Raw genomic sequence first — 18,474 nt, 5'->3', positions numbered from 1 at the left:
GCGTGGCGCCGGGCGGCGGCAGTTTGCCCGAAGCCGTGGGGCCGGGCAATCGGGCGGTCAGGCCGGGCTGTCGAGGTTCAGGTGCAGGTTGTCGATCAGGCGCGTGGTGCCGAGGAAGGCCGCGACCAGGATCACCAGGTCGCGGTCCTCGGGCGTCGCCGGGCGCAGGTTCAGGGCGTGGCGGATTTCCAGGTAGTCGCTGCGCAAGCCGGCGCCTTCGATCTGCCGGGTCTGCTCGGCCAGCAGCTTGGGATAGTCGCGCTCGCCCTGTTCGATGGCCTCGGCGATCTGCTTCAGGCTGCGATACAACGCCGGCGCCTTGGCCCGCTGTTGTTCGTCGAGAAAGCCGTTGCGCGAGGACAGCGCCAGGCCGTCGGCGGCGCGTACGGTCGGTTCGCCGATGATCTGGATCGGCATGTTCAGGTCATGCACCAACTGCCGGATCACCGCCAGTTGCTGGAAGTCCTTCTGACCGAATACCGCCAGGTCCGGCTGGACCATGTTGAACAGCTTGCTGACCACCGTCGCCACGCCTTCGAAATGCCCGGGACGGCTGGCGCCGCACAGGCCTTCGGAGAGTTGCGGGACGCTGACGCGGGTCTGGCCCGTCATGCCGCCGGGGTACATTTCCTCGACACTGGGGGCGAACAGCAGGTGGCAACCGGCCTGGAGCAGTTTTTCCTGGTCGGCGGCGAGGGTTCGCGGGTACTTGTCGAGGTCTTCGTTGGCGCCGAACTGCAACGGGTTGACGAAAATGCTCGCCACCACGAAGTCCGCCCGTTGCGCAGCCTTGGTCACCAGGGCCGCGTGGCCGCTGTGCAGGTTGCCCATGGTCGGCACGAAACCGATGCGCTTGCCTTCGCCGCGGGCGCGCGCCACGGCGGCGCGCAGTTCGAGAATGGTCTTGACTGTGTTCATGCACTGAATCCGTGTTCGATCCCAGGGAAGGTGGCGGCCTTGACCTCACTGACATAGGCACTCAGGGCACCATGCAGGCTGTCCTGGCCGGCCATGAAGTTCTTCACGAACTTGGGCACGCGACCGCTGATGGACAGGCCGAGCATGTCGTGCAGGACCAGGACCTGGCCGTCGGTGGCGCTGCCGGCACCGATCCCGATCACCGGGACCTTCACCGCCTGGGTGATTTCCGCGGCCAGTTCGCTCGGCACGCATTCCAGCAGGATCATGGCCGCGCCGGCCTGTTCCAGGGCGATGGCGTCGGCGCGCATCTGCCGGGCCTGGGCTTCGCCGCGGCCCTGGACCTTGTAGCCGCCGAAGATGTTCACCGACTGTGGGGTCAGGCCCATGTGCACGCACACCGGGACGCCGCGTTCGGCCAACTGGCGGATGGATTCGGCGAGCCAGGCGGCGCCTTCGACCTTCACCATATGCGCACCGGCCTGCATCAACAGGCCGCTGTTGTGAAAGGTCTGCTCGAGGGTGGCGTAGGCCATGAACGGCAGGTCGGCAATGATGAAGGCGCCCTGGTTGCCGCGTTTGACACTGGCGGTGTGATAGCAGATGTCGGCGACGGTAACGGGCAGCGTGCTGTCATGCCCTTGGGTAACCATGCCCAGCGAATCGCCGATCAGCAACACCTCGACACCGGCCGCGCAGCTGGCGTGGGCGAAGGTCGCGTCGTAGCAGGTCAGCATGGTGATTTTCTCACCCTTTTGCTTGAGGCCTTGCAGGGTGGTCAGGGTAATGTCTGGCATGAAAAAGTCCTCATTAGGCGCCGTGCAAATGACTGCGAGTAACGCGCGTGATTCGTCGTGTATACAGGCGCACGTTCTGATGTCGTGCTTGCAAAAGCCTGGATTGCGCCCTTCAAACGCCGCAGGGGCGGCAACGGGACGCCTATAGTCGTGAGGAGAACTGGGGAAGTCAATCGTGTGTGTTACCGCAATGTTACGCCGGGAGTGTTACCGGCTTAACTGATGCGATTCAGCAGTGGGAGGGCTGCAGGCGTTCCAGGCCGACGAACGGGCAGTCCGCCAACAGCGCCTTCAGGCTGCGGCCATCGGCCAGTTGCAAATCAGCCGGCGCCAGTTCCGCGAGGGGATAGAGCACGAACGCCCGGGCCTGCATATGGTAGTGCGGGACTTTCAGGCGCGGCTCGTCGATCAGGCGCTCGCCGAACAGCAGGATATCCAGGTCGAGGGTGCGCGGCCCCCAACGCTCGTGCCGTTCACGGCCCTGGTCGATTTCGATGGCTTGCAGCGCATCCAGCAGCGCCAGGGGCGCCAGGCCGCTGTCGAGGGCGGCCACGGCATTGGTGTAGCGCGGCTGGCCGGGCAGCAGCGAATCGCTCTGGTAGAACGCGGAAACGCCTGTCAGCAGCGTGTCGGGCAGTTGCCCCAGGGCCTGGATGGCGTTGCGCAATTGCTCCGCCGGATCCGCCAGGTTGCTGCCCAGCCCGATATACACGTGTTCCATCGACTTACTCGTCCGTACCAGCGGCACGCTTGCGCTTGCCGGCCGGGCTGCGCCGGCGTTTGCGCGGGCCGGTGCCAGTACCGTCGTCCTTGCTGCCCAGGTCACGGATCATGTCGCGTCGACCGGCATCATTGGCGTCCTGGTAATCGGTCCACCATTCGCCCAGGCCATCGGTCTGCTCGCCGGCGGTTTCGCGCAGCAGCAGGAAGTCGTAGCCGGCGCGGAAACGCGGGTTGTCCAGCAACAGGTCGGCACGCTTGCCGCTGCGCCGTGGCAGGCGTTCCTGCATGTCCCAGATCTCGCGGATCGGCAGGGTGAAGCGCTTCGGAATCGCAATCCGTTGGCACTGTTCGCTGATCAACTCGTGGGCGGCTTCCTGCATGGCCGGAATCGGCGGCATGCCCTTGGCCTGCAAGCGCAGCACACGGCCGGGCAGGGCCGGCCAGAGCAGCGCGGCAAACAGGAACGCCGGGGTGACCGGCTTGTTCTGCTGGATGCGCAGGTCGGTGTTGATCAGGGCTTCGCTGATCAGCGTGTGGGTGTAGGTCGGGTTGTGTTCCAGGGCCTCGAAACTGGCCGGGAACAGCGGTTCGAACAGCTTGAGGTCGACGAGCATCTCGAAGGTGTCGGCGGCATATCCCGAGAGGAACAGCTTGAGCACTTCTTCGAACAGGCGCGCCGAGGGGATCTCGCGCAGCATCGGCGCCAGTTTGCGAATCGGCGCGACGGTGTGTTTCTCGATACCGAAGTCCAGCTTGGCGGCGAAGCGCACGGCCCGCAGCATCCGTACCGGGTCTTCCTGGTAACGCTGGGTCGGGTCGCCGATCAGGCGGATCAGGCGGTTGCGGATATCGTGTACGCCGTTGGCGTAGTCGAGGATGCGCTCGCTGACCGGATCGTAATACAGGGCGTTGATGGTGAAGTCGCGGCGCTGGGCGTCGTCCTCGAGGGTGCCGTAGACGTTGTCGCGCAGAATCCGCCCGCTTTCGTTGCGCGAGGACTGATTGCTGTCCTCGTCTTCGTCTTGCGGGTGGTTGGCGCGAAAGGTCGCGACCTCGATGATTTCCCGACCGAAGTGGATATGCACCAGTTTGAAGCGACGACCGATGATCCGGGCGTTGCGAAATTCGGCGCGGATCTGCTCCGGCGTGGCGCTGGTGGCGACGTCGAAATCCTTGGGTGTGATGTTGAGCAGCATGTCGCGCACGCAGCCGCCGACCAGATAGGCCTGGTAGCCGGCGTTCTGCAGGCGTTCGACGATATTCACCGCATACCGGCTGAACTGGGCCTTTTGCAGCGAGTGCTGGCCGCTATTGAGCACTTCAGGGGTGCTGCGTTTATGTTGCGTTCGACGCGAGGGAGAACGTAATGACTGGAACAGCTTCTTCAGCATGGGAGGCACTGTTTGAAGGAATATTCGGCCACCTCAAAGAATGACCGCACGATGGGCGAGGATTCTAGCATTTAGTCGAGGGATGGTGTAGGAAGCCGCCGCAGTATCGGCCAGGGACCGTGATGGAGGGTCTGCCACAGGCGTTGCGAAGGCTGCAAATCAATCAATCGAGGGCGCAGGGGAAGCAGGGCGGGCGGGTCGGTATCGCGGAAACTACAAGGGGAGCCGAAGCTCCCCCAGAAGTAGTTGCGTGCTCTATTTTTATTATGGTTTCGGGCTTCTTGTTTTTGTTGATCGCCCTGTGCCACTAGGTTTCAAGCCAGTGGGCTCTCCCAATCGGGAGCCAAGAGCAAACGGATTGCTTTGATCGCTGTAGTGTGATGATCCAGAGGATCCAACCAGTTCAGGCGCTGCTTTGAGGGCAGTTTTTGTTGTTCTCGGCCTGGTCGCGGGGCAAGCCCCAATTACAGTACTTCTCCAAAAGAATCAGTTAGCTACGTCTCTCGCCGTGTTGTTTTTATTGTGCGTGAGTCGATACGTCTTGTTTTTATTGTCTGGTGCATTGCTTGTTATTGTTCTTGTACCAAAGCTATAGCAGGTGCCGTGCCAACTTTTTCGAAACCCCGTAAACGTTGGGTTCTCCCGCGGAAATGGTTTTTTTCAGGCGAAAAAAAGCCGGATCTTCGTTACCGATAGACCCGGCTTTTGTTACGTGAAAATCCTGGGGTAACAGTTTTTTCACAAGGTGCAGTGTTACCTGTGGGCGCGCGCCCGGATCAGCTCTCGCTGGCCACCCCGGTCTTGCGCCGTGGAATGCCCAGGCGCTGGCGGCGTTCCCACAGGCACTTGCGGCTGACCCCGAGTTTGCGGGCCAGCTCGGTCTCGGTCATGTGGTCCTGGTGCTCGAGGACGAAGTGCTGGAAGTAGTCTTCCAGTGACAGGTCCTCGGTCGGCTCGTGGCTGGCGTTACTGGCGCTGGCCTGTTGCGGCGCCAGGCCGATGAATTCTTCTTCTTCCAGATCACCGAGCTCGATGTCGATGCCCAGCAGGTCGGCGGAAATTTCCGGGCTTTCGCACAGGATCACCGCACGCTCGACCGCATTCTCCAGTTCACGGACGTTACCCGGCCAGGAGTAATGGCGAATGGCTTGCTCGGCATCGGGAGCGAAGCGCAGGTCGGTGCGACCCACCCGTGCGCTCTGGCGGGCGAGGAAGGCACTGGCGATCTCGTTGACGTCGGCGCCACGCTCGCGCAAGGCCGGCAGCTTCAGCGCGATCACGTGCAGGCGGTAGTAAAGGTCTTCGCGGAACTGGCCGATCTTGGCCAGGCTCTTGAGGTCGCGGTGGGTCGCGGCGATCAGGCGCACATCGACTTTCTGCGACTGCACCGAACCGACGCGGCGGATCTCGCCTTCCTGCAATACCCGCAGCAGACGTGCCTGGGCTTCGAGGGGCAGCTCGCCGATTTCGTCGAGGAACAGCGTGCCGCCATCCGCCGCTTCCACCAGGCCGGCGCGACCGGCGCTGGCCCCGGTGAAGGCGCCTTTTTCGTGGCCGAACAGTTCGGACTCGATCAGGCTTTCCGGGATGGCCGCACAGTTGACCGAGATCATTGGCGCCTTGGCGCGCTTGGACAGGTTGTGCAGGGCGCGGGCCACCAGCTCCTTGCCGGTACCCGACTCGCCCTGGACCAGGACGTTGGAGTCGGTGGGCGCGACTTTGCGGATCTTGCTGTAGAGGTCCTGCATCGGCGGACAGGAGCCGATGATGCCGATTTCGCCATTCATGTTGTTGGCACCGGCTTTTTCCGCCGCGCCATTGCCCTTGCCGGCGACTTTCTCGGCCGGCGCGCCCTGGTTGCCCTGGCGATCACGAAGGATGCGGGCCACGGCCTGGAGCATCTCGTCGTGGTCGAACGGCTTGGCGATGTAGTCCACCGCGCCCATTTTCATCGAGTCCACGGCCGAGCGCAGGCTGGCGTAGCTGGTCATGATCAGCACGGGGGTGCCCTGGCCGAGCTTGATCAGTTCGGTGCCGGGGGCGCCGGGCAGGCGCAGGTCGCTGACGATCAGGTCGAACGAGGGGATACTGAAACGTTCCTGGGCTTCCTGCACCGAACCGGCTTCGCTGACCTGGTACTGATTACGTTCCAGCAGGCGACGCAGGGCGGAGCGGATGATGGTTTCGTCTTCGACGATCAGAATGTGCGGCATTGATTCGGTTCTCTCGACGGTCTCAGTTCACAGCGGACGTCGCTTCGACATGACGCGGCAGGGTGACCCGGATACGGGTGCCACGTTGGCTTTGGATGTCAGCCGGGCTGTCGATGGTGATTTGTCCATAATGCTCTTCAACGATGGAATAGACCAGAGCAAGGCCCAGTCCGGTGCCCTCGCCAGGATCCTTGGTGGTGAAGAAGGGTTCGAACAATCGATCCATGATGTTCTTCGGGATACCAGTGCCTTCGTCCTCGACGATCAGGTCGATGGTGTGTTCGAAGGCTTCACTCTTGACCCGCACCGCCGCACCGGCAGGCGAAGCGTCACGGGCGTTGGAGAGCAGGTTGATGAGCACCTGGGCCAGGCGTTGGGAATCGCCGTCGACCCAGTGCTCGGGATCGCACAGGTTGAAGAACTGTACTTCGAAGTTGCGCCGGTTCAAGGCCAGCAGACCAATGGCATCCTGGGCGACCTCGGCCAGACAGACGGCTTCGTCGTTGTGCTGGTGACTGCCGGCATGGGCGAAGCTCATCAGCGACTGGACGATGCGCGAGACGCGCTTGGTCTGTTCGAGGATCTGCCCGCTGATTTCGGTCAGTTCGCTGTCGTCCTCGCGCTCTTCGCGCAGGTTCTGCGCCAGGCAGGCGATGCCGGTGATCGGGTTGCCGATCTCGTGGGCGACGCCGGCCGCCAGCCGGCCGATGCTCGCCAGCCGCTCGGAATGCACCAGCTTGTCTTCGAGCATCTGGGTTTCGGTGAGGTCCTCGACCAGCAGCACCAGGCCGCTGTTGCCCGGCGCCAATGGCTCGTCGATCGCCGCCTTGTGCAGGTTCAGCCAGCGGGTCTGGCCGTCGAGGGCCAGGTGCTGCTTGTGCAAGTGTTCGTCCGGCAGGTTGATAAAGCCTTGCAGCAAATCCTTCCACGGCTCGCCGAGGGTGCCCAGGCGTGAGCCGACCACACGCTGCGCGGCCACGCCGGTGAGCTCTTCCATGGCCTTGTTCCACATCAGGATCTCCTGATCCTTGGCCAGCGAGCAGACACCCATCGGCAGTTCCTGCAGGGTCTGGCGATGGTAGCGGCGCAGGGCGTCGAGCTCGGCGGCAAGACCGGTGAGACGCGAGTGGTAGTCTTCCAGGCGACTTTCGATGAAGTGGATGTCCTCGGTGACGTAGCTTTCACCACCGGCCTTGTAGGGCAGGAAGGTTTCTACCATGTCCTGGGCGACGCTCGGGCCCATCAGCCCGGACAGGTTGGCCTCGATACGGTCGCGCAGGCGGCGCAGGGCGTAGGGGCGGCGCTCGTCGAAGGGCAGGTAGAGATCGCGCAGTGCCTGCTCGACTTCTTTCTGCGCGGCCTTGGCCCCCAGTGGCTTGGCCAGTTGGGTGGCGAATTCCTGCGGTGAGGCGGCGTGCAGCTCGCGGCGTTGCGGGCGCCGCACATTGTCCACCGCGCAGGCCTCGGCGGCGCTGGCCTCTTCCGGGCTGGCACTGGTGAACAGCGAGATCAGGGTGAACATCAGCACGTTGGCCGCCAGGGAGGCGATGGCCGCCATATGCCAGCTGGTGTCGTCGAGCACATAGATCATGTTCAGCAAGGGGACATAGAAGCCCTGCAGGTTGCCGATCAACGGCAGCAGCATGGTCACCAGCCAGACCAGGATCCCCGCCAGCAGACCGGCAATGAAGCCGCGCCGGTTGGCGGTCGGCCAGTACAGCACCGAGAGCACGCCGGGGAGGAATTGCAGGGTCGCGACGAAGGCGACGATGCCCAGGTTGGCGAGGTCCTGTTCGGCGCCCAGCAGCAGGTAGAAACCATAGCCGGCCATGATGATGGCGACGATCAGGGCGCGGCGTGTCCACTTCAGCCAGCGATAGATATTGCCTTCGGCCGGTGGCTGGTAGAGCGGCAGCACCAGGTGGTTCAGGGCCATGCCCGACAGCGCCAGGGTGGTGACGATGATCAGCCCGCTGGCGGCCGAGAGTCCGCCGACGTAGGCCAGCAGGGCCAGGGCCTCGTTGTTGGCGGCAATGCCGATGCCGAGGGTGAAGTATTCCGGGTTGGTGGTGGCGCCGAGCTTGAGTCCGGCCCAGAGGATCAGCGGCACCGCCAGGCTCATCAGCAGCAGGAACAGCGGCAGGCCCCAGCTGGCACTGACCAGCGAGCGCGGGTTGAGGTTCTCGGTGAAGGTCATGTGATACATGTGCGGCATCACGATGGCCGAGGCGAAGAACACCAGCAGCAGGGTGCGCCACGGGCCTTCCTGCAGCGGCGTGTGCAATGCGGCCAGGGCGGTCTGGTTCTGCAGCAGCCAAAGTTCAAGTTGCTGCGGACCGTCGAACACCCCGTACAAGGCGTAGAGGCCAACCCCGCCGATGGCGATCAGCTTGATCACCGACTCGAAGGCAATGGCGAACACCAGGCCTTCGTGTTTTTCCCGGGTGGCGATATGACGTGAGCCGAAGAAGATGGTGAACAGGCTGATCAGTGCGCAGAAGCTCAGGGCCACCCGGTGCTGCACCGGTTCGCGGGTAAGAATTCCGATGGAGTCGGCCACCGCCTGGATCTGCAACGCCAATAGCGGCAATACACCGATCAGCATGAACACCGTGGTCAGGGCGCCAGCCCAGGTGCTGCGAAAGCGGAAGGCGAACAGGTCGGCCAGGGACGAGAGCTGGTAGGTGCGGGTGATCTTCAGGATCGGATAGAGCAGCACCGGCGCCAGCAGGAAGGCGCCGGAGACCCCGAGGTAGCTGGAGAGAAAGCCGTAGCCGTACTGGTAGGCCAGGCCCACCGTGCCATAAAACGCCCAGGCGCTGGCATAGACGCCCAGGGACAGGGTGTAGGTCAGCGGGTGACGGATGATCGAGCGTGGGATCACCCCGCGTTCACTGATCCAGGCCACGCCGAACAACGCCAGCAGGTACGCGGCGCTGATCAGCAGCATCTGGGTCAGGCTAAAGCTCATCGGCATCTTTTTGGCTCTGCAGGATGAAGGTCACGACGATCAGGATCAGCCAGAGCAGATAAGGGCGATACCAGGCGCCGGTGGCGTCGATCCACCAGTCCATGATGGCCGGCGAGAACAGGTAGATCCCGACCACCAGCAGCAGGACCAAGCGATAGATGTACATCCCGGCCTCTCTTTATTGTGTGCGTGCCCGAAAACGTGCGGCGATGGTAACGGATGGGCGCCAACCTGCAAGGGGCGTCAGTGCAATTGCGCTTCGGCCAGGGTGGCGGTCCTGGGAATCAGTGTGGCATCCCAATGGCCGATGCCCCAGTCGAGCACCTCCCGCGGCGTGCCCTGTTCCAGTGCAGCGGGCGGGTGTTGGCCCAGTGTACGCAGGGCGCGCATCAGCAAGGGGGTCGCCTGGTCGGCCGCCAGTGGTGGCGAGCGGTAGGATTTTCCGAGCTTGTTGCCGTCGGGCTGGATGATCAGCGGCACGTGCAGGTAACGCGGCTGCGGCAGTCCGAGCAATTCCTGCAGGTAGAGCTGGCGTGGTGTCGAGTCCAGCAGGTCGGCGCCGCGGACGATATCGGTGACGCCTTGCCAGGCATCGTCCAGCACCACAGCCAGTTGGTAGGCGTAGAGCCCGTCGCGGCGGCGGATCACGAAATCGCCGGCTTCACGGCCCAGGTGCTGCTGGAAGGGGCCTTGTACCCGGTCTTCGAAGCGATAGCTCAGCTCCGGCACGCGCAGGCGGATGGCGGCATTGTCGATACCGTGGCCGAGGTTGCGGCACAAGCCCGGGTAGATTCCGTGGTAGGGCTCCAGCTCCTTGCGCGAGCAGGTGCAGGCGTAGGCCAGGCCCTGACTGAACAGGCGTTCGAGGACCTGGGCATAGGCGTCGTGGCGTTCGCTCTGGCGGACCAGTTCGCCGTCCCATTCGAAGCCGTAGCGTTGCAGGGTATCGAGGATCGAGGCCTGGGCACCGGGTGCTTCGCGCGGCGGGTCGAGGTCTTCCATGCGCAGCAGCCAGCGGCCGCCGACCGAACGGGCGTCGAGGTACGAGGCCAGGGCGGCGACCAGTGAACCGAAATGCAGGTGGCCGCTGGGCGTGGGGGCGAAGCGTCCGATATAGGCGGGAGTGGCAGTCATGGTTCGGATATTACTGGAGAATCCGTAGGCGATACGCCGCATCGGCGACACAAATGAAAACGGAGCGTTCGCACGCTCCGTTTGCTCAGGTTTCGACAGGGATTACTTGCCGACCTGTTTTTCCTTGATTTCCGCCAGGGTCTTGCAGTCGACGCACATGTCGGCGGTTGGTCGGGCTTCCAGTCGGCGGATGCCGATCTCGACGCCACAGGACTCGCACCAGCCATACTCTTCGTCTTCGATGAGCTGCAGGGTCTTGTCGATTTTCTTGATCAGCTTGCGCTCGCGGTCGCGGGCACGCAGTTCGAGGCTGAACTCTTCTTCCTGGCTGGCACGGTCAGCCGGGTCAGGGAAGTTCGCCGCTTCGTCCTTCATATGATCAACGGTACGGTCGACTTCATGCATCAATTCCTGCTTCCATTTCTGCAGGATCTTGGTGAAGTGTTTGCGCATGGGCTCGCCCATGTACTCCTCGCCCTTGCTTTCAACATAGGGTTCGAAGCCGCCGATCTTTGGCTCAGTGCTTTGCTGCTTTGCTTGGGTGGGCATGAATGGACCGCCTCTACTCTTCTAATCCATTGCGCAGGATTTCAACATCACCGACACCTGCCGGCCCTGCGGCTGCAAGCGGGCGAACTTACCAGATCGAATCGGGGTGCGCTACTCCCGGTTGTCGAGGCTGGACTTGTCGAGTCGAACGTCGACCGGCTGCTCCTACAAGAAGCGGGCCAATATATGCCGGATGGAAGACGTCAGCTTCGTGAAGCAATGGTTAATTGTTTATTTTAGCCAATCTTGCGCGAAGCGTAGGATGCTTTAAACCCTCCAGGGTGATCGCGGTTGGGTAGAATCGGTCTATCGCCCATTCCCCCGTCAAATCAAGGAAGGCACATGACTCAGCACTACAGCGCGCGCAGCCGCGCAATCGAACCCTTTCATGTGATGGCCCTGCTGGCGCGCGCCAATGAGTTGCAGGCCGCCGGGCATGATGTGATCCACCTCGAGATCGGTGAACCGGACTTCACCACCGCCGCGCCGATCATCCGCGCCGGTCAGGCCGCGCTGGAGACGGGCAAGACCCATTACACGGCGGCGCGCGGGTTGCCGCAGTTGCGCGAGGCGATCGCCGGCTTCTATCAGCAGCGCTACAAGCTGGATATCGATCCGCAGCGTATTTTGATCACCCCGGGCGGTTCCGGCGCGTTGCTGTTGGCCACCAGCCTGCTGGTGGACCCTGGCAAACACTGGCTGCTGGCCGATCCGGGCTACCCGTGCAACCGGCATTTCCTGCGCCTGGTCGAGGGCGCGGCGCAACTGGTGCCGGTCGGGCCGGAGGTGCGTTATCAGCTCACCGCCGATCTGGTGGCACGGCATTGGGACCAGGACAGTGTCGGCGCCCTGGTGGCATCGCCGGCCAACCCCACCGGGACCCTGCTGACGCGGGACGAACTGGGGGCGCTGTCGGCGGCGGTCAAGGAGCGTCATGGCCATCTGGTGGTGGACGAGATCTATCACGGCCTGACCTACGGCTGCGATGCGGCCAGCGTGCTGGAAGTCGATGACAGCGCTTTCGTGCTCAATAGTTTTTCCAAGTATTTCGGCATGACCGGCTGGCGGCTGGGCTGGCTGGTGGCGCCGCCGGAAGCGGTGGGGGACCTGGAAAAGCTCGCGCAGAACCTCTACATCAGCGCGCCGAGCATGGCCCAGTATGCAGCGCTGGCCTGTTTCGAGCCGGCAACCCTGAGCATTCTCGAAGAGCGCCGGGCCGAGTTCGGACGCCGTCGCGACTTCCTCCTGCCGGCGTTGCGCGAGCTGGGTTTCGGCATCGCCGTGGAGCCCCAGGGCGCTTTCTACTTGTACGCCGATATCAGCGCGTTCGGCGGCGATGCCTTCGCATTCTGCCGACATTTCCTCGAAACCGAGCACGTGGCCTTTACCCCCGGACTGGACTTCGGTCGTCACCTGGCCAGCCACCATGTGCGGTTTGCCTACACCCAGAGCCTGCCGCGCCTTGAGCAGGCGGTGGAGCGGATTGCCCGGGGCCTGCGGAGTTGGCAAGGCTGATGCGTTTTTCTCCTGCCCTCGAAGAAGGTCGTCTGATCCAGCGCTACAAACGTTTCCTGGCGGATATCGAAACCGCCTCCGGCGAGTTGCTGACCATTCACTGCCCCAATACCGGCTCGATGCTCAACTGCATGGTCCCGGGCGGGCAGGTCTGGTTCAGTCGCTCCAACGACCCCAAGCGCAAGCTGCCCGGCACCTGGGAAATCGGTGAAACCCCCCAGGGCCGGCTGGCCTGCGTGAATACCGCGCGGGCCAACCCCTTGATCGAAGAGGCTTTGCGCGCCGGGGTCATCAGCGAACTGAACGGCTTTACCGGCCTGAAGCGTGAAGTGGCCTACGGTCAGGAGAACAGCCGGATCGATTTTCGCCTCGACTATCCGACGGGACCAGCGTTTGTCGAAGTCAAAAGCGTCACCCTCGGGTTCGACGGCACGGCGGTGGCGGCGTTTCCGGATGCGGTGACCCAGCGCGGGGCCAAGCATCTGCGCGAGCTGGCCACCCTGGCGCGCGAAGGTGTGCGGGCGGTGCAGCTGTACTGCGTGAACCTGACCGGTATCGAGGCGGTGCGGCCGGCCGAGGAGATCGATCCGGGTTATGCCGCGGCCCTGCGCGAAGCGGTCGCCGCCGGGGTCGAGGTGCTGGCCTATGGGGTGAGCCTGACGCCGGAGGAAGTCCGCGTCGATCGTCGTTTGCCGGTGCTGCTCTAGCGGCTCACGGCGTCAGCCAGATGCCCTGTGCGTCTTCCGTGCAGGGGATCGCCAGCAGTGACTGCCCGGCGCAAGGTCCGGCCACGCACTCGCCACTTTCGACCAGGAACAGCGCGCCATGGGTCGCGCACTGGATCAGGCTGGCGCTGGGGTCGAGAAACTGGTCGGGCTGCCACTCCAGGGGGATGCCGCGGTGCGGGCAGCGATTCTGGTAGACGTAGACCCGGCCCTCACGACGCACGGCCAACAGCGGCCGGCCGTCCACTTCAAAACCACGACTGCTGTTGTCGGCCAGGGTGTTCGAGTCGCAGAGAAATTTCATGTTGATCCTTTAGGGAACCTCGCGCCGTTTTGTCGGCGATTACGCAACAGGATGTGTTTCGGGTTGACGGGTAAATGCAAATAATTATCAAATGATAATAGTGAACGCCTTCCCTTCAGGATTATCGTCTATGCGCCTGCATCCCCGCTTGTTTGCCCTTGTCGCCGGGCTAGCGCTCAGTCATGCCGCCCTGGCGACCGAACTGCCGCAACGCTGGGTCAGCGCCGGCGGGGCGTTGTCTGAATGGGTCAGTGTCCTGGGGGCGGAGTCTAAATTGGTCGGTGTCGATACCACCAGCCAGCATCCTGAATCCCTGAAAGCCTTGCCGAGTATCGGCTACCAGCGGCAATTGTCCGCCGAGGGCATCCTGAGCCTGCGTCCGCAGATTCTGGTGGGTACCGAGGAGATGGGCCCGCCGCAGGTACTGGAGCAGATTCGCAAGGCCGGAGTGCCGGTGGAGATGTTCTCGGCCCAAGCGGACTTGTCGGCGCTGCAAGGCAACCTGCAACACCTGGGCAAATTGCTCGGTCGGGAAGAGCAGGCCGCGACGCTGTTCCAGACTTATCAACAGCAACTCGAAGAACAGCAGGGCCTGGTCCGACAGGCCCGGGCCAAGCAATCGAGCCCGGGCGTCCTGCTGTTGCTGGGGCATGCCGGTGGCAAGCCGTTGATCGCCGGCAAGGACACCGCTGCCGATTGGCTGCTGACCCTGGCCGGTGGCCACAACCTGGCGACCCATAGCGGCTACAAGCCTTTTTCCGTCGAGGCGCTGGCCGGCTTGAACCCCGAAGTACTGGTGTTCGCCGATCGCAGCCTGACCGGCGACGCCGCGCGCCAGGCCTTGATGAAGGAAAACCCGATTCTCGCCTCGACCCGGGCGGCGAAGGCCGGGCAGATCTTCGAACTCGACCCGACCTTGCTGGTGGGTGGGCTGGGACCGCGTCTGCCGCAGGCGCTGAAACAGTTGGCGAGTGAGTTCTATCCGGCGGCAGCCGTGACACCATGACCACCCTGGTCAAGCCGCGTACGCTGTTTATCGGCCTGGGCCTGTTGTGCCTGCTGGCGACCTGGTTGTCGCTGGCGCTGGGCCCGGTCAGCCTGCCGTTGCTCGACACCCTGCGCGCGGCGTTGCGCCTGGCGGGAGTGCCGCTGCCGGCGGAGGGCCTGGAGCAGGCCGAACTGATCCTGGGGCAGATCCGCCTGCCGCGGACCTTGCTCGGCCTGGCGGTCGGCGGTGTACTGGCGCTGTCCGGCGTGGCCATGCAGGGGCTGTTTCGCAACCCGCTGGCCGACCCCGGGCTGGTGGGTGTCTCCAGTGGTGCCGCATTGGGCGCGGCCATCGCGATTGTCGGAGGTGCCGCGTTCGGTGGCCTGCCGGATGCCTGGAGTCCGTACCTGCTGTCGGTTTGCGCCTTTCTCGGCGGCCTCGGGGTGACGGCGCTGGTCTATCGTCTGGGGCGGCGCAATGGCCAGACCCATGTGGCAATCATGCTGCTGGCGGGGATCGCGCTGACCGCACTGGCCAGCTCGGCGGTGGGCCTGTTCACCTACCTGGCCGACGACGCGACCCTGCGCACCCTGACCTTCTGGAACCTGGGCAGCCTCAACGGCGCCAGCTACGCACGGTTGTGGCCGCTGCTGCTGGTCGCCGTGGCGGTGGCCCTCTGGCTGCCGCGCCGGGCCAAGGCGCTGAATGCCTTGTTGCTGGGCGAGTCGGAGGCCAGTCACCTGGGCATCGACGTCGAAGGCCTCAAGCGCGAACTGGTGCTCTGCACGGCGCTGGGCGTGGGGGCTGCCGTGGCGGCAGCCGGGATGATCGGTTTTGTCGGCCTGGTGGTGCCGCATCTGGTCCGCCTGCTGGCCGGGCCGGATCATCGCGTGCTGCTGCCGGCATCGATCCTGGCCGGCGCCAGCCTGTTGCTGTTCGCCGACCTGGTCGCGCGCCTGGCGCTGGCGCCGGCGGAACTGCCGATCGGTATCGTCACGGCCTTTCTCGGTGCGCCGTTCTTTCTCTACCTGCTGTTGCGAGGACGTACCTGATGCTGCGTGCGCAGAGTCTGCAGATCCGTCGCGGGCAGAAAACGGTACTGGATGGCATCGACCTGGGCCTCGAACCGGGTCAGATACTCGGTGTCCTGGGCCCCAACGGCGCGGGGAAAAGCACCCTGCTCGGTGCCTTGAGTGGTGAGCTGCAGCCAGCCGCCGGGCAGGTCTGGCTTGATCAGCGGCCGTTGGCCGACTGGCGCGGAGCCGAGCGCGCGCAACGCCTGGCGGTGCTGCCGCAGACTTCGACGCTGGACTTCGCCTTCCGGGTCGAAGAAGTGGTGGGCATGGGGCGCTTGCCGCACCAGACCGGCCAGGTCCGCGACGACGAAATCGTCACGGCGGCCCTGCAGGCGGCCGACGCCTTTCATCTGGCCGGGCGCAGCTACCTGGCCTTGTCCGGTGGCGAACGACAACGGGTGCACCTGGCGCGGGTGCTGGCGCAGTTATGGCCGGGGGAGAGCGGCCAGACCCTGCTGCTCGACGAGCCGACCTCGATGCTCGATCCGCTGCACCAGCACACCACCCTGCAAGCCATCCGGACCTTCGCCGACCGTGGCGCGGCGGTGTTGATCATCCTCCATGACCTGAACCTGGCGGCCCGTTACTGTGACCGTATCCTGCTGCTCGAGCAGGGCCGGCCCCATGCCCTGGATAGCCCGGACGTGGTACTGCGCCCCGAGCCGCTCAAGGCGGTGTTCGGCCTGGAGGTGCTGGTGCAGGCCCATCCCGAGCGTGGTCATCCGCTGATCATCGCCCGTTGATGGGGTTCTCCCAGGCGTTATCCGTCCCCTGTAATGGGTGAGATATTTCCTGTTCTGATGTGAGCCGAGTCCTTGTCTTTGGCTGACACATGCCCTGGCGCCGACGAGTCCTTTATTCTGCTTCCCCTGGCGTATTTCGCGTCATCCGGCAGCCAGGACCGCCGAGGAGGCGCCTCGGACGCTTGTCAGGTTTATGCAACGATCCGGATTGGGAGTGAAGATGAAGCAGATAAATGAGGCCGATCAACAACTGGTGCAGCAGGCCATTGGCCTGCTCGACTTGACCTCGCTGAGTGGCGATGACGATGACGAGCGCATCCTTTCGCTGTGCCAGCGAGCGCAGACACCTTTTGGGCCGGTGGCGGCGGTGTGCGTATTTCCGCGTTTTATCGCCCTGGCGCGACGGGCTCTCGATGCTCAGGGCGGGCAGGCGATCCGGGTCGCCACGGTGGTCAACTTCCCCCATGGCGGACCGAATGTCGCGGCGGCGGTCACTGAAACCCTGGAGGCGCTCGCCGCGGGCGCCAATGAGGTGGATCTGGTCTATCCCTACCGCTCATTGCTGATGGGCGATGCCCAGACCGGCCTGAGCATGGTCGCCGCCTGTCGTGACGCCTGCCAGGGGCGGGCCAAACTCAAGGTGATCCTGGAGACCGGCGAGCTGCGCGACCCGCAGATGATCCGCCAGGCCAGCCAGGACGCGATTGCCGCCGGCGCCGACTTTCTCAAGACCAGTACCGGCAAAGTCCTGGTCAATGCGACCGAACAGGCGGTGCGCATCATGCTTGAAGCCATCGCCGAGCGGGGCGGGCTGGTGGGGCTGAAGGCCTCCGGCGGAATACGCACCTTTGATGACGCGCGCATCTATATCGAACTGGCGCGCGCGCGTTTCGGGGCCGCCTGGGTCAACGCCGACCATGTACGGCTCGGGGCTTCGGGTTTGCTCGATGAGCTGCTGGCACGACTGGAGTGCCCGGTGGGTGAGGCCTGACGCTTGCGTTGTACCGCCAAGGGGCTTCTCGGCTGACTTTCGGACAGGCAAAAAAAGACCCGGCAAAAAGCCGGGTCAATAACCGTGATTAGCCTGATGAGGAGATAATCTGAGAGTCCGAACCAGGGCCTTCCAGAAAATCCAACCGATCTCGCGATCAGTTGTGATAATCATAACGATTCTCATTTCTAAGTCAATGTCTTTTTATCGACCGTTCGTCCGGGGTGCTGCAACGGGTGAGTGATCGAGGTCGCGGCGGTTCAGCGGGGCGTGCCGATAGCGCTCAGGCGCGTGACTTCCTTGTTCAGCAGATCGATGCGTCGGGCCATGCTTTCGATCAGGCTGTGGGCGATGCGCGGGTTGCTCTGGGTCAGGCTGAGGAATTGTTCCTTGGGGATCAGCATGACCGTGCACGGCTGGCTGGCGATCACGCTGGCGCTGCGTTTCTCGCCGGTGAACACGGCCATGGCGCCGAAAATCTCGTCCTTGGGGACGTCGCCGACCTTGTGCCCGTCGACAAAAGCCTCGGCGTGCCCGTCGGTAATGATGAAGACATGGTCGGCGTCGTCGCCCTGGCGGATCATCACTTCGCCGCTGGCCACCTGCTGGAAACCGTTGCTGCTGCGAAATTCCGGCTGTTTCAGGCGGGTGACGGCGTCGGAGAGCAGGGCGGTCTGACCGATCAGGTAACGCAGCAACGCTTCGGCGCGGTTTTCGTCGGCGTAGATATGGGCGAAGAGGTCAGTGCGCTGGTAGGGGATCAGGCGCAGTGGGTTGTCGCTGCTCAACACACAGCGCGGCCAGTCGATGCCCTGGCGCAATCCGACCAGGTCGCCTTCGTGCAGATAGAACAGGGCCCGTTCATCGACCCGGGCATGCAGCAGGCCGCTGTCGATCAGAAACACCTGGTCGGCGGGCAACACGGCGCCGAGGTCAGCGATTTGCTCAAACTCCAGGGGGGCCGCGCAGGGGGGCAAACCTTTGAGCAGCTGTGCCGGAATCGCCTGCAGGCGATTGATCAGTTCATCGGCGTAGGCCGGTTGCTCCCCGAGTAGATACATGCCAAACCTGCGAAATCAGTTTTTGTGACGCGACGATATCGCGTCCAACTGTTTATTCAAGGCTTCTTTGCGTTCTTGAGGGATATCGTTCCAATGAATGTCCATCAAGGCCCCTTCGATCGCATATAACAGCACTTTCGATGCCCGGAATCCGCGGGTTCGTACCGCACGGTAGGCATCCACCGCTCCCAGTCGACGCAAATCCGATGCGCTGTGGATACCCACCGCGTGCAGCCATTGCGCCGACGTCTTGCCAAGGTTCTTCAGGTGTTGCAGTTCATCGTTCATCAAGCCTCCTTGCGACGGCCGAACGCTGCGTGGACGAGAGTAGGCAAGCCTGAAAAGGAGTGTAGCGGTCAGTAGGAAAAGCGTGGT

18 protein-coding genes are annotated in these 18,474 nt (G+C 63.6%); 6 read left to right on the top strand and 12 right to left on the bottom strand.

The features are described 5' to 3' along the window. Positions 1 to 57 precede the first annotated feature (57 nt). The 9 genes from panC to dksA form a co-directional block, all read right to left on the bottom strand. Complete coding sequence (gene panC / locus CWE01_RS05795) at positions 58 to 918, bottom strand: pantoate--beta-alanine ligase (RefSeq protein ID WP_100939584.1); 861 nt, start codon at positions 916 to 918, stop codon at positions 58 to 60. Further along, positions 915 to 1,715, bottom strand: a complete 801-nt coding sequence (panB, locus tag CWE01_RS05790) for a 3-methyl-2-oxobutanoate hydroxymethyltransferase (protein WP_100939583.1) — start codon at positions 1,713 to 1,715, stop codon at positions 915 to 917. The genes panC and panB overlap by 4 nt, the downstream gene beginning before the upstream one ends. A gap of 229 nt (positions 1,716 to 1,944) precedes the next feature. Beyond that, positions 1,945 to 2,436 carry a 2-amino-4-hydroxy-6-hydroxymethyldihydropteridine diphosphokinase gene (gene folK / locus CWE01_RS05785; RefSeq protein WP_100939582.1) on the bottom strand — a complete coding sequence of 164 codons (492 nt, stop codon included), beginning with the start codon at positions 2,434 to 2,436 and terminating at the stop codon, positions 1,945 to 1,947. 4 nt (positions 2,437 to 2,440) lie between these two features. After that, positions 2,441 to 3,829, bottom strand: coding sequence for a polynucleotide adenylyltransferase PcnB (locus CWE01_RS05780; RefSeq protein WP_100939581.1), 1,389 nt, complete (start codon positions 3,827 to 3,829; stop codon positions 2,441 to 2,443). 776 nt (positions 3,830 to 4,605) lie between these two features. Beyond that, complete coding sequence (locus tag CWE01_RS05775) at positions 4,606 to 6,042, bottom strand: sigma-54 dependent transcriptional regulator (RefSeq protein WP_100939580.1); 1,437 nt, start codon at positions 6,040 to 6,042, stop codon at positions 4,606 to 4,608. A gap of 22 nt (positions 6,043 to 6,064) precedes the next feature. Next, the gene (locus CWE01_RS05770) at positions 6,065 to 9,019 is read right to left on the bottom strand and encodes a sensor histidine kinase (protein WP_177144834.1); all 2,955 of its coding nucleotides are present in this window, start codon (positions 9,017 to 9,019) and stop codon (positions 6,065 to 6,067) included. Then, positions 9,003 to 9,179 (bottom strand): hypothetical protein, encoded by a 177-nt coding sequence (locus CWE01_RS05765; RefSeq protein ID WP_003176118.1) that lies wholly within the window; start codon positions 9,177 to 9,179, stop codon positions 9,003 to 9,005. The genes CWE01_RS05770 and CWE01_RS05765 overlap by 17 nt, the downstream gene beginning before the upstream one ends. Before the next feature lie 77 nt (positions 9,180 to 9,256). Beyond that, a complete protein-coding gene (gene gluQRS, locus CWE01_RS05760; protein WP_100939712.1) occupies positions 9,257 to 10,147 on the bottom strand; it encodes a tRNA glutamyl-Q(34) synthetase GluQRS in 891 nt (296 codons plus the stop codon). 102 nt (positions 10,148 to 10,249) lie between these two features. Further along, positions 10,250 to 10,696 carry an RNA polymerase-binding protein DksA gene (dksA, locus tag CWE01_RS05755; RefSeq protein ID WP_100939578.1) on the bottom strand — a complete coding sequence of 149 codons (447 nt, stop codon included), beginning with the start codon at positions 10,694 to 10,696 and terminating at the stop codon, positions 10,250 to 10,252. 342 nt (positions 10,697 to 11,038) lie between these two features. On the opposite strand from dksA, the gene CWE01_RS05750 reads away from it, so the two are divergent. Next, complete coding sequence (locus tag CWE01_RS05750; protein WP_100939577.1) at positions 11,039 to 12,211, top strand: pyridoxal phosphate-dependent aminotransferase; 1,173 nt, start codon at positions 11,039 to 11,041, stop codon at positions 12,209 to 12,211. Continuing rightward, positions 12,211 to 12,918 (top strand): DNA/RNA nuclease SfsA, encoded by a 708-nt coding sequence (sfsA, locus tag CWE01_RS05745; RefSeq protein WP_100939576.1) that lies wholly within the window; start codon positions 12,211 to 12,213, stop codon positions 12,916 to 12,918. Before CWE01_RS05750 ends, sfsA begins: the two co-directional genes overlap by 1 nt. A 4-nt stretch (positions 12,919 to 12,922) precedes the next feature. Here sfsA and CWE01_RS05740 read toward each other — a convergent pair whose 3' ends face one another. Continuing rightward, complete coding sequence (locus tag CWE01_RS05740) at positions 12,923 to 13,240, bottom strand: Rieske (2Fe-2S) protein (RefSeq protein WP_100939575.1); 318 nt, start codon at positions 13,238 to 13,240, stop codon at positions 12,923 to 12,925. A gap of 130 nt (positions 13,241 to 13,370) precedes the next feature. On the opposite strand from CWE01_RS05740, the gene CWE01_RS05735 reads away from it, so the two are divergent. From CWE01_RS05735 to deoC, 4 genes are all read left to right on the top strand, one after another. Then, positions 13,371 to 14,246 (top strand): hemin ABC transporter substrate-binding protein, encoded by an 876-nt coding sequence (locus CWE01_RS05735; RefSeq protein ID WP_100939574.1) that lies wholly within the window; start codon positions 13,371 to 13,373, stop codon positions 14,244 to 14,246. Positions 14,247 to 14,296: 50 nt separating this feature from the next. Beyond that, complete coding sequence (locus CWE01_RS05730; RefSeq protein WP_177144881.1) at positions 14,297 to 15,280, top strand: iron ABC transporter permease; 984 nt, start codon at positions 14,297 to 14,299, stop codon at positions 15,278 to 15,280. Beyond that, positions 15,280 to 16,047, top strand: a complete 768-nt coding sequence (locus CWE01_RS05725) for a heme ABC transporter ATP-binding protein (RefSeq protein WP_100939572.1) — start codon at positions 15,280 to 15,282, stop codon at positions 16,045 to 16,047. The genes CWE01_RS05730 and CWE01_RS05725 overlap by 1 nt, the downstream gene beginning before the upstream one ends. A gap of 220 nt (positions 16,048 to 16,267) precedes the next feature. Then, positions 16,268 to 17,038 carry a deoxyribose-phosphate aldolase gene (deoC, locus tag CWE01_RS05720; protein WP_100939571.1) on the top strand — a complete coding sequence of 257 codons (771 nt, stop codon included), beginning with the start codon at positions 16,268 to 16,270 and terminating at the stop codon, positions 17,036 to 17,038. A gap of 260 nt (positions 17,039 to 17,298) precedes the next feature. Here the strand turns inward: deoC and CWE01_RS05715 are convergent, their stop codons facing one another. Continuing rightward, positions 17,299 to 18,099 (bottom strand): Crp/Fnr family transcriptional regulator, encoded by an 801-nt coding sequence (locus CWE01_RS05715; protein ID WP_100939570.1) that lies wholly within the window; start codon positions 18,097 to 18,099, stop codon positions 17,299 to 17,301. Positions 18,100 to 18,114: 15 nt separating this feature from the next. Beyond that, complete coding sequence (locus CWE01_RS05710) at positions 18,115 to 18,387, bottom strand: TfoX/Sxy family protein (RefSeq protein ID WP_100939569.1); 273 nt, start codon at positions 18,385 to 18,387, stop codon at positions 18,115 to 18,117. Between the last annotated feature and the right edge of the window lie 87 nt (positions 18,388 to 18,474).

Source organism: Pseudomonas sp. QS1027 (assembly GCF_002814235.1).
Lineage (GTDB): Bacteria > Pseudomonadota > Gammaproteobacteria > Pseudomonadales > Pseudomonadaceae > Aquipseudomonas.
The sequence above is the reverse complement of the archived record's forward strand: the minus strand, read 5'-3'. Positions and strand labels throughout refer to the sequence as shown.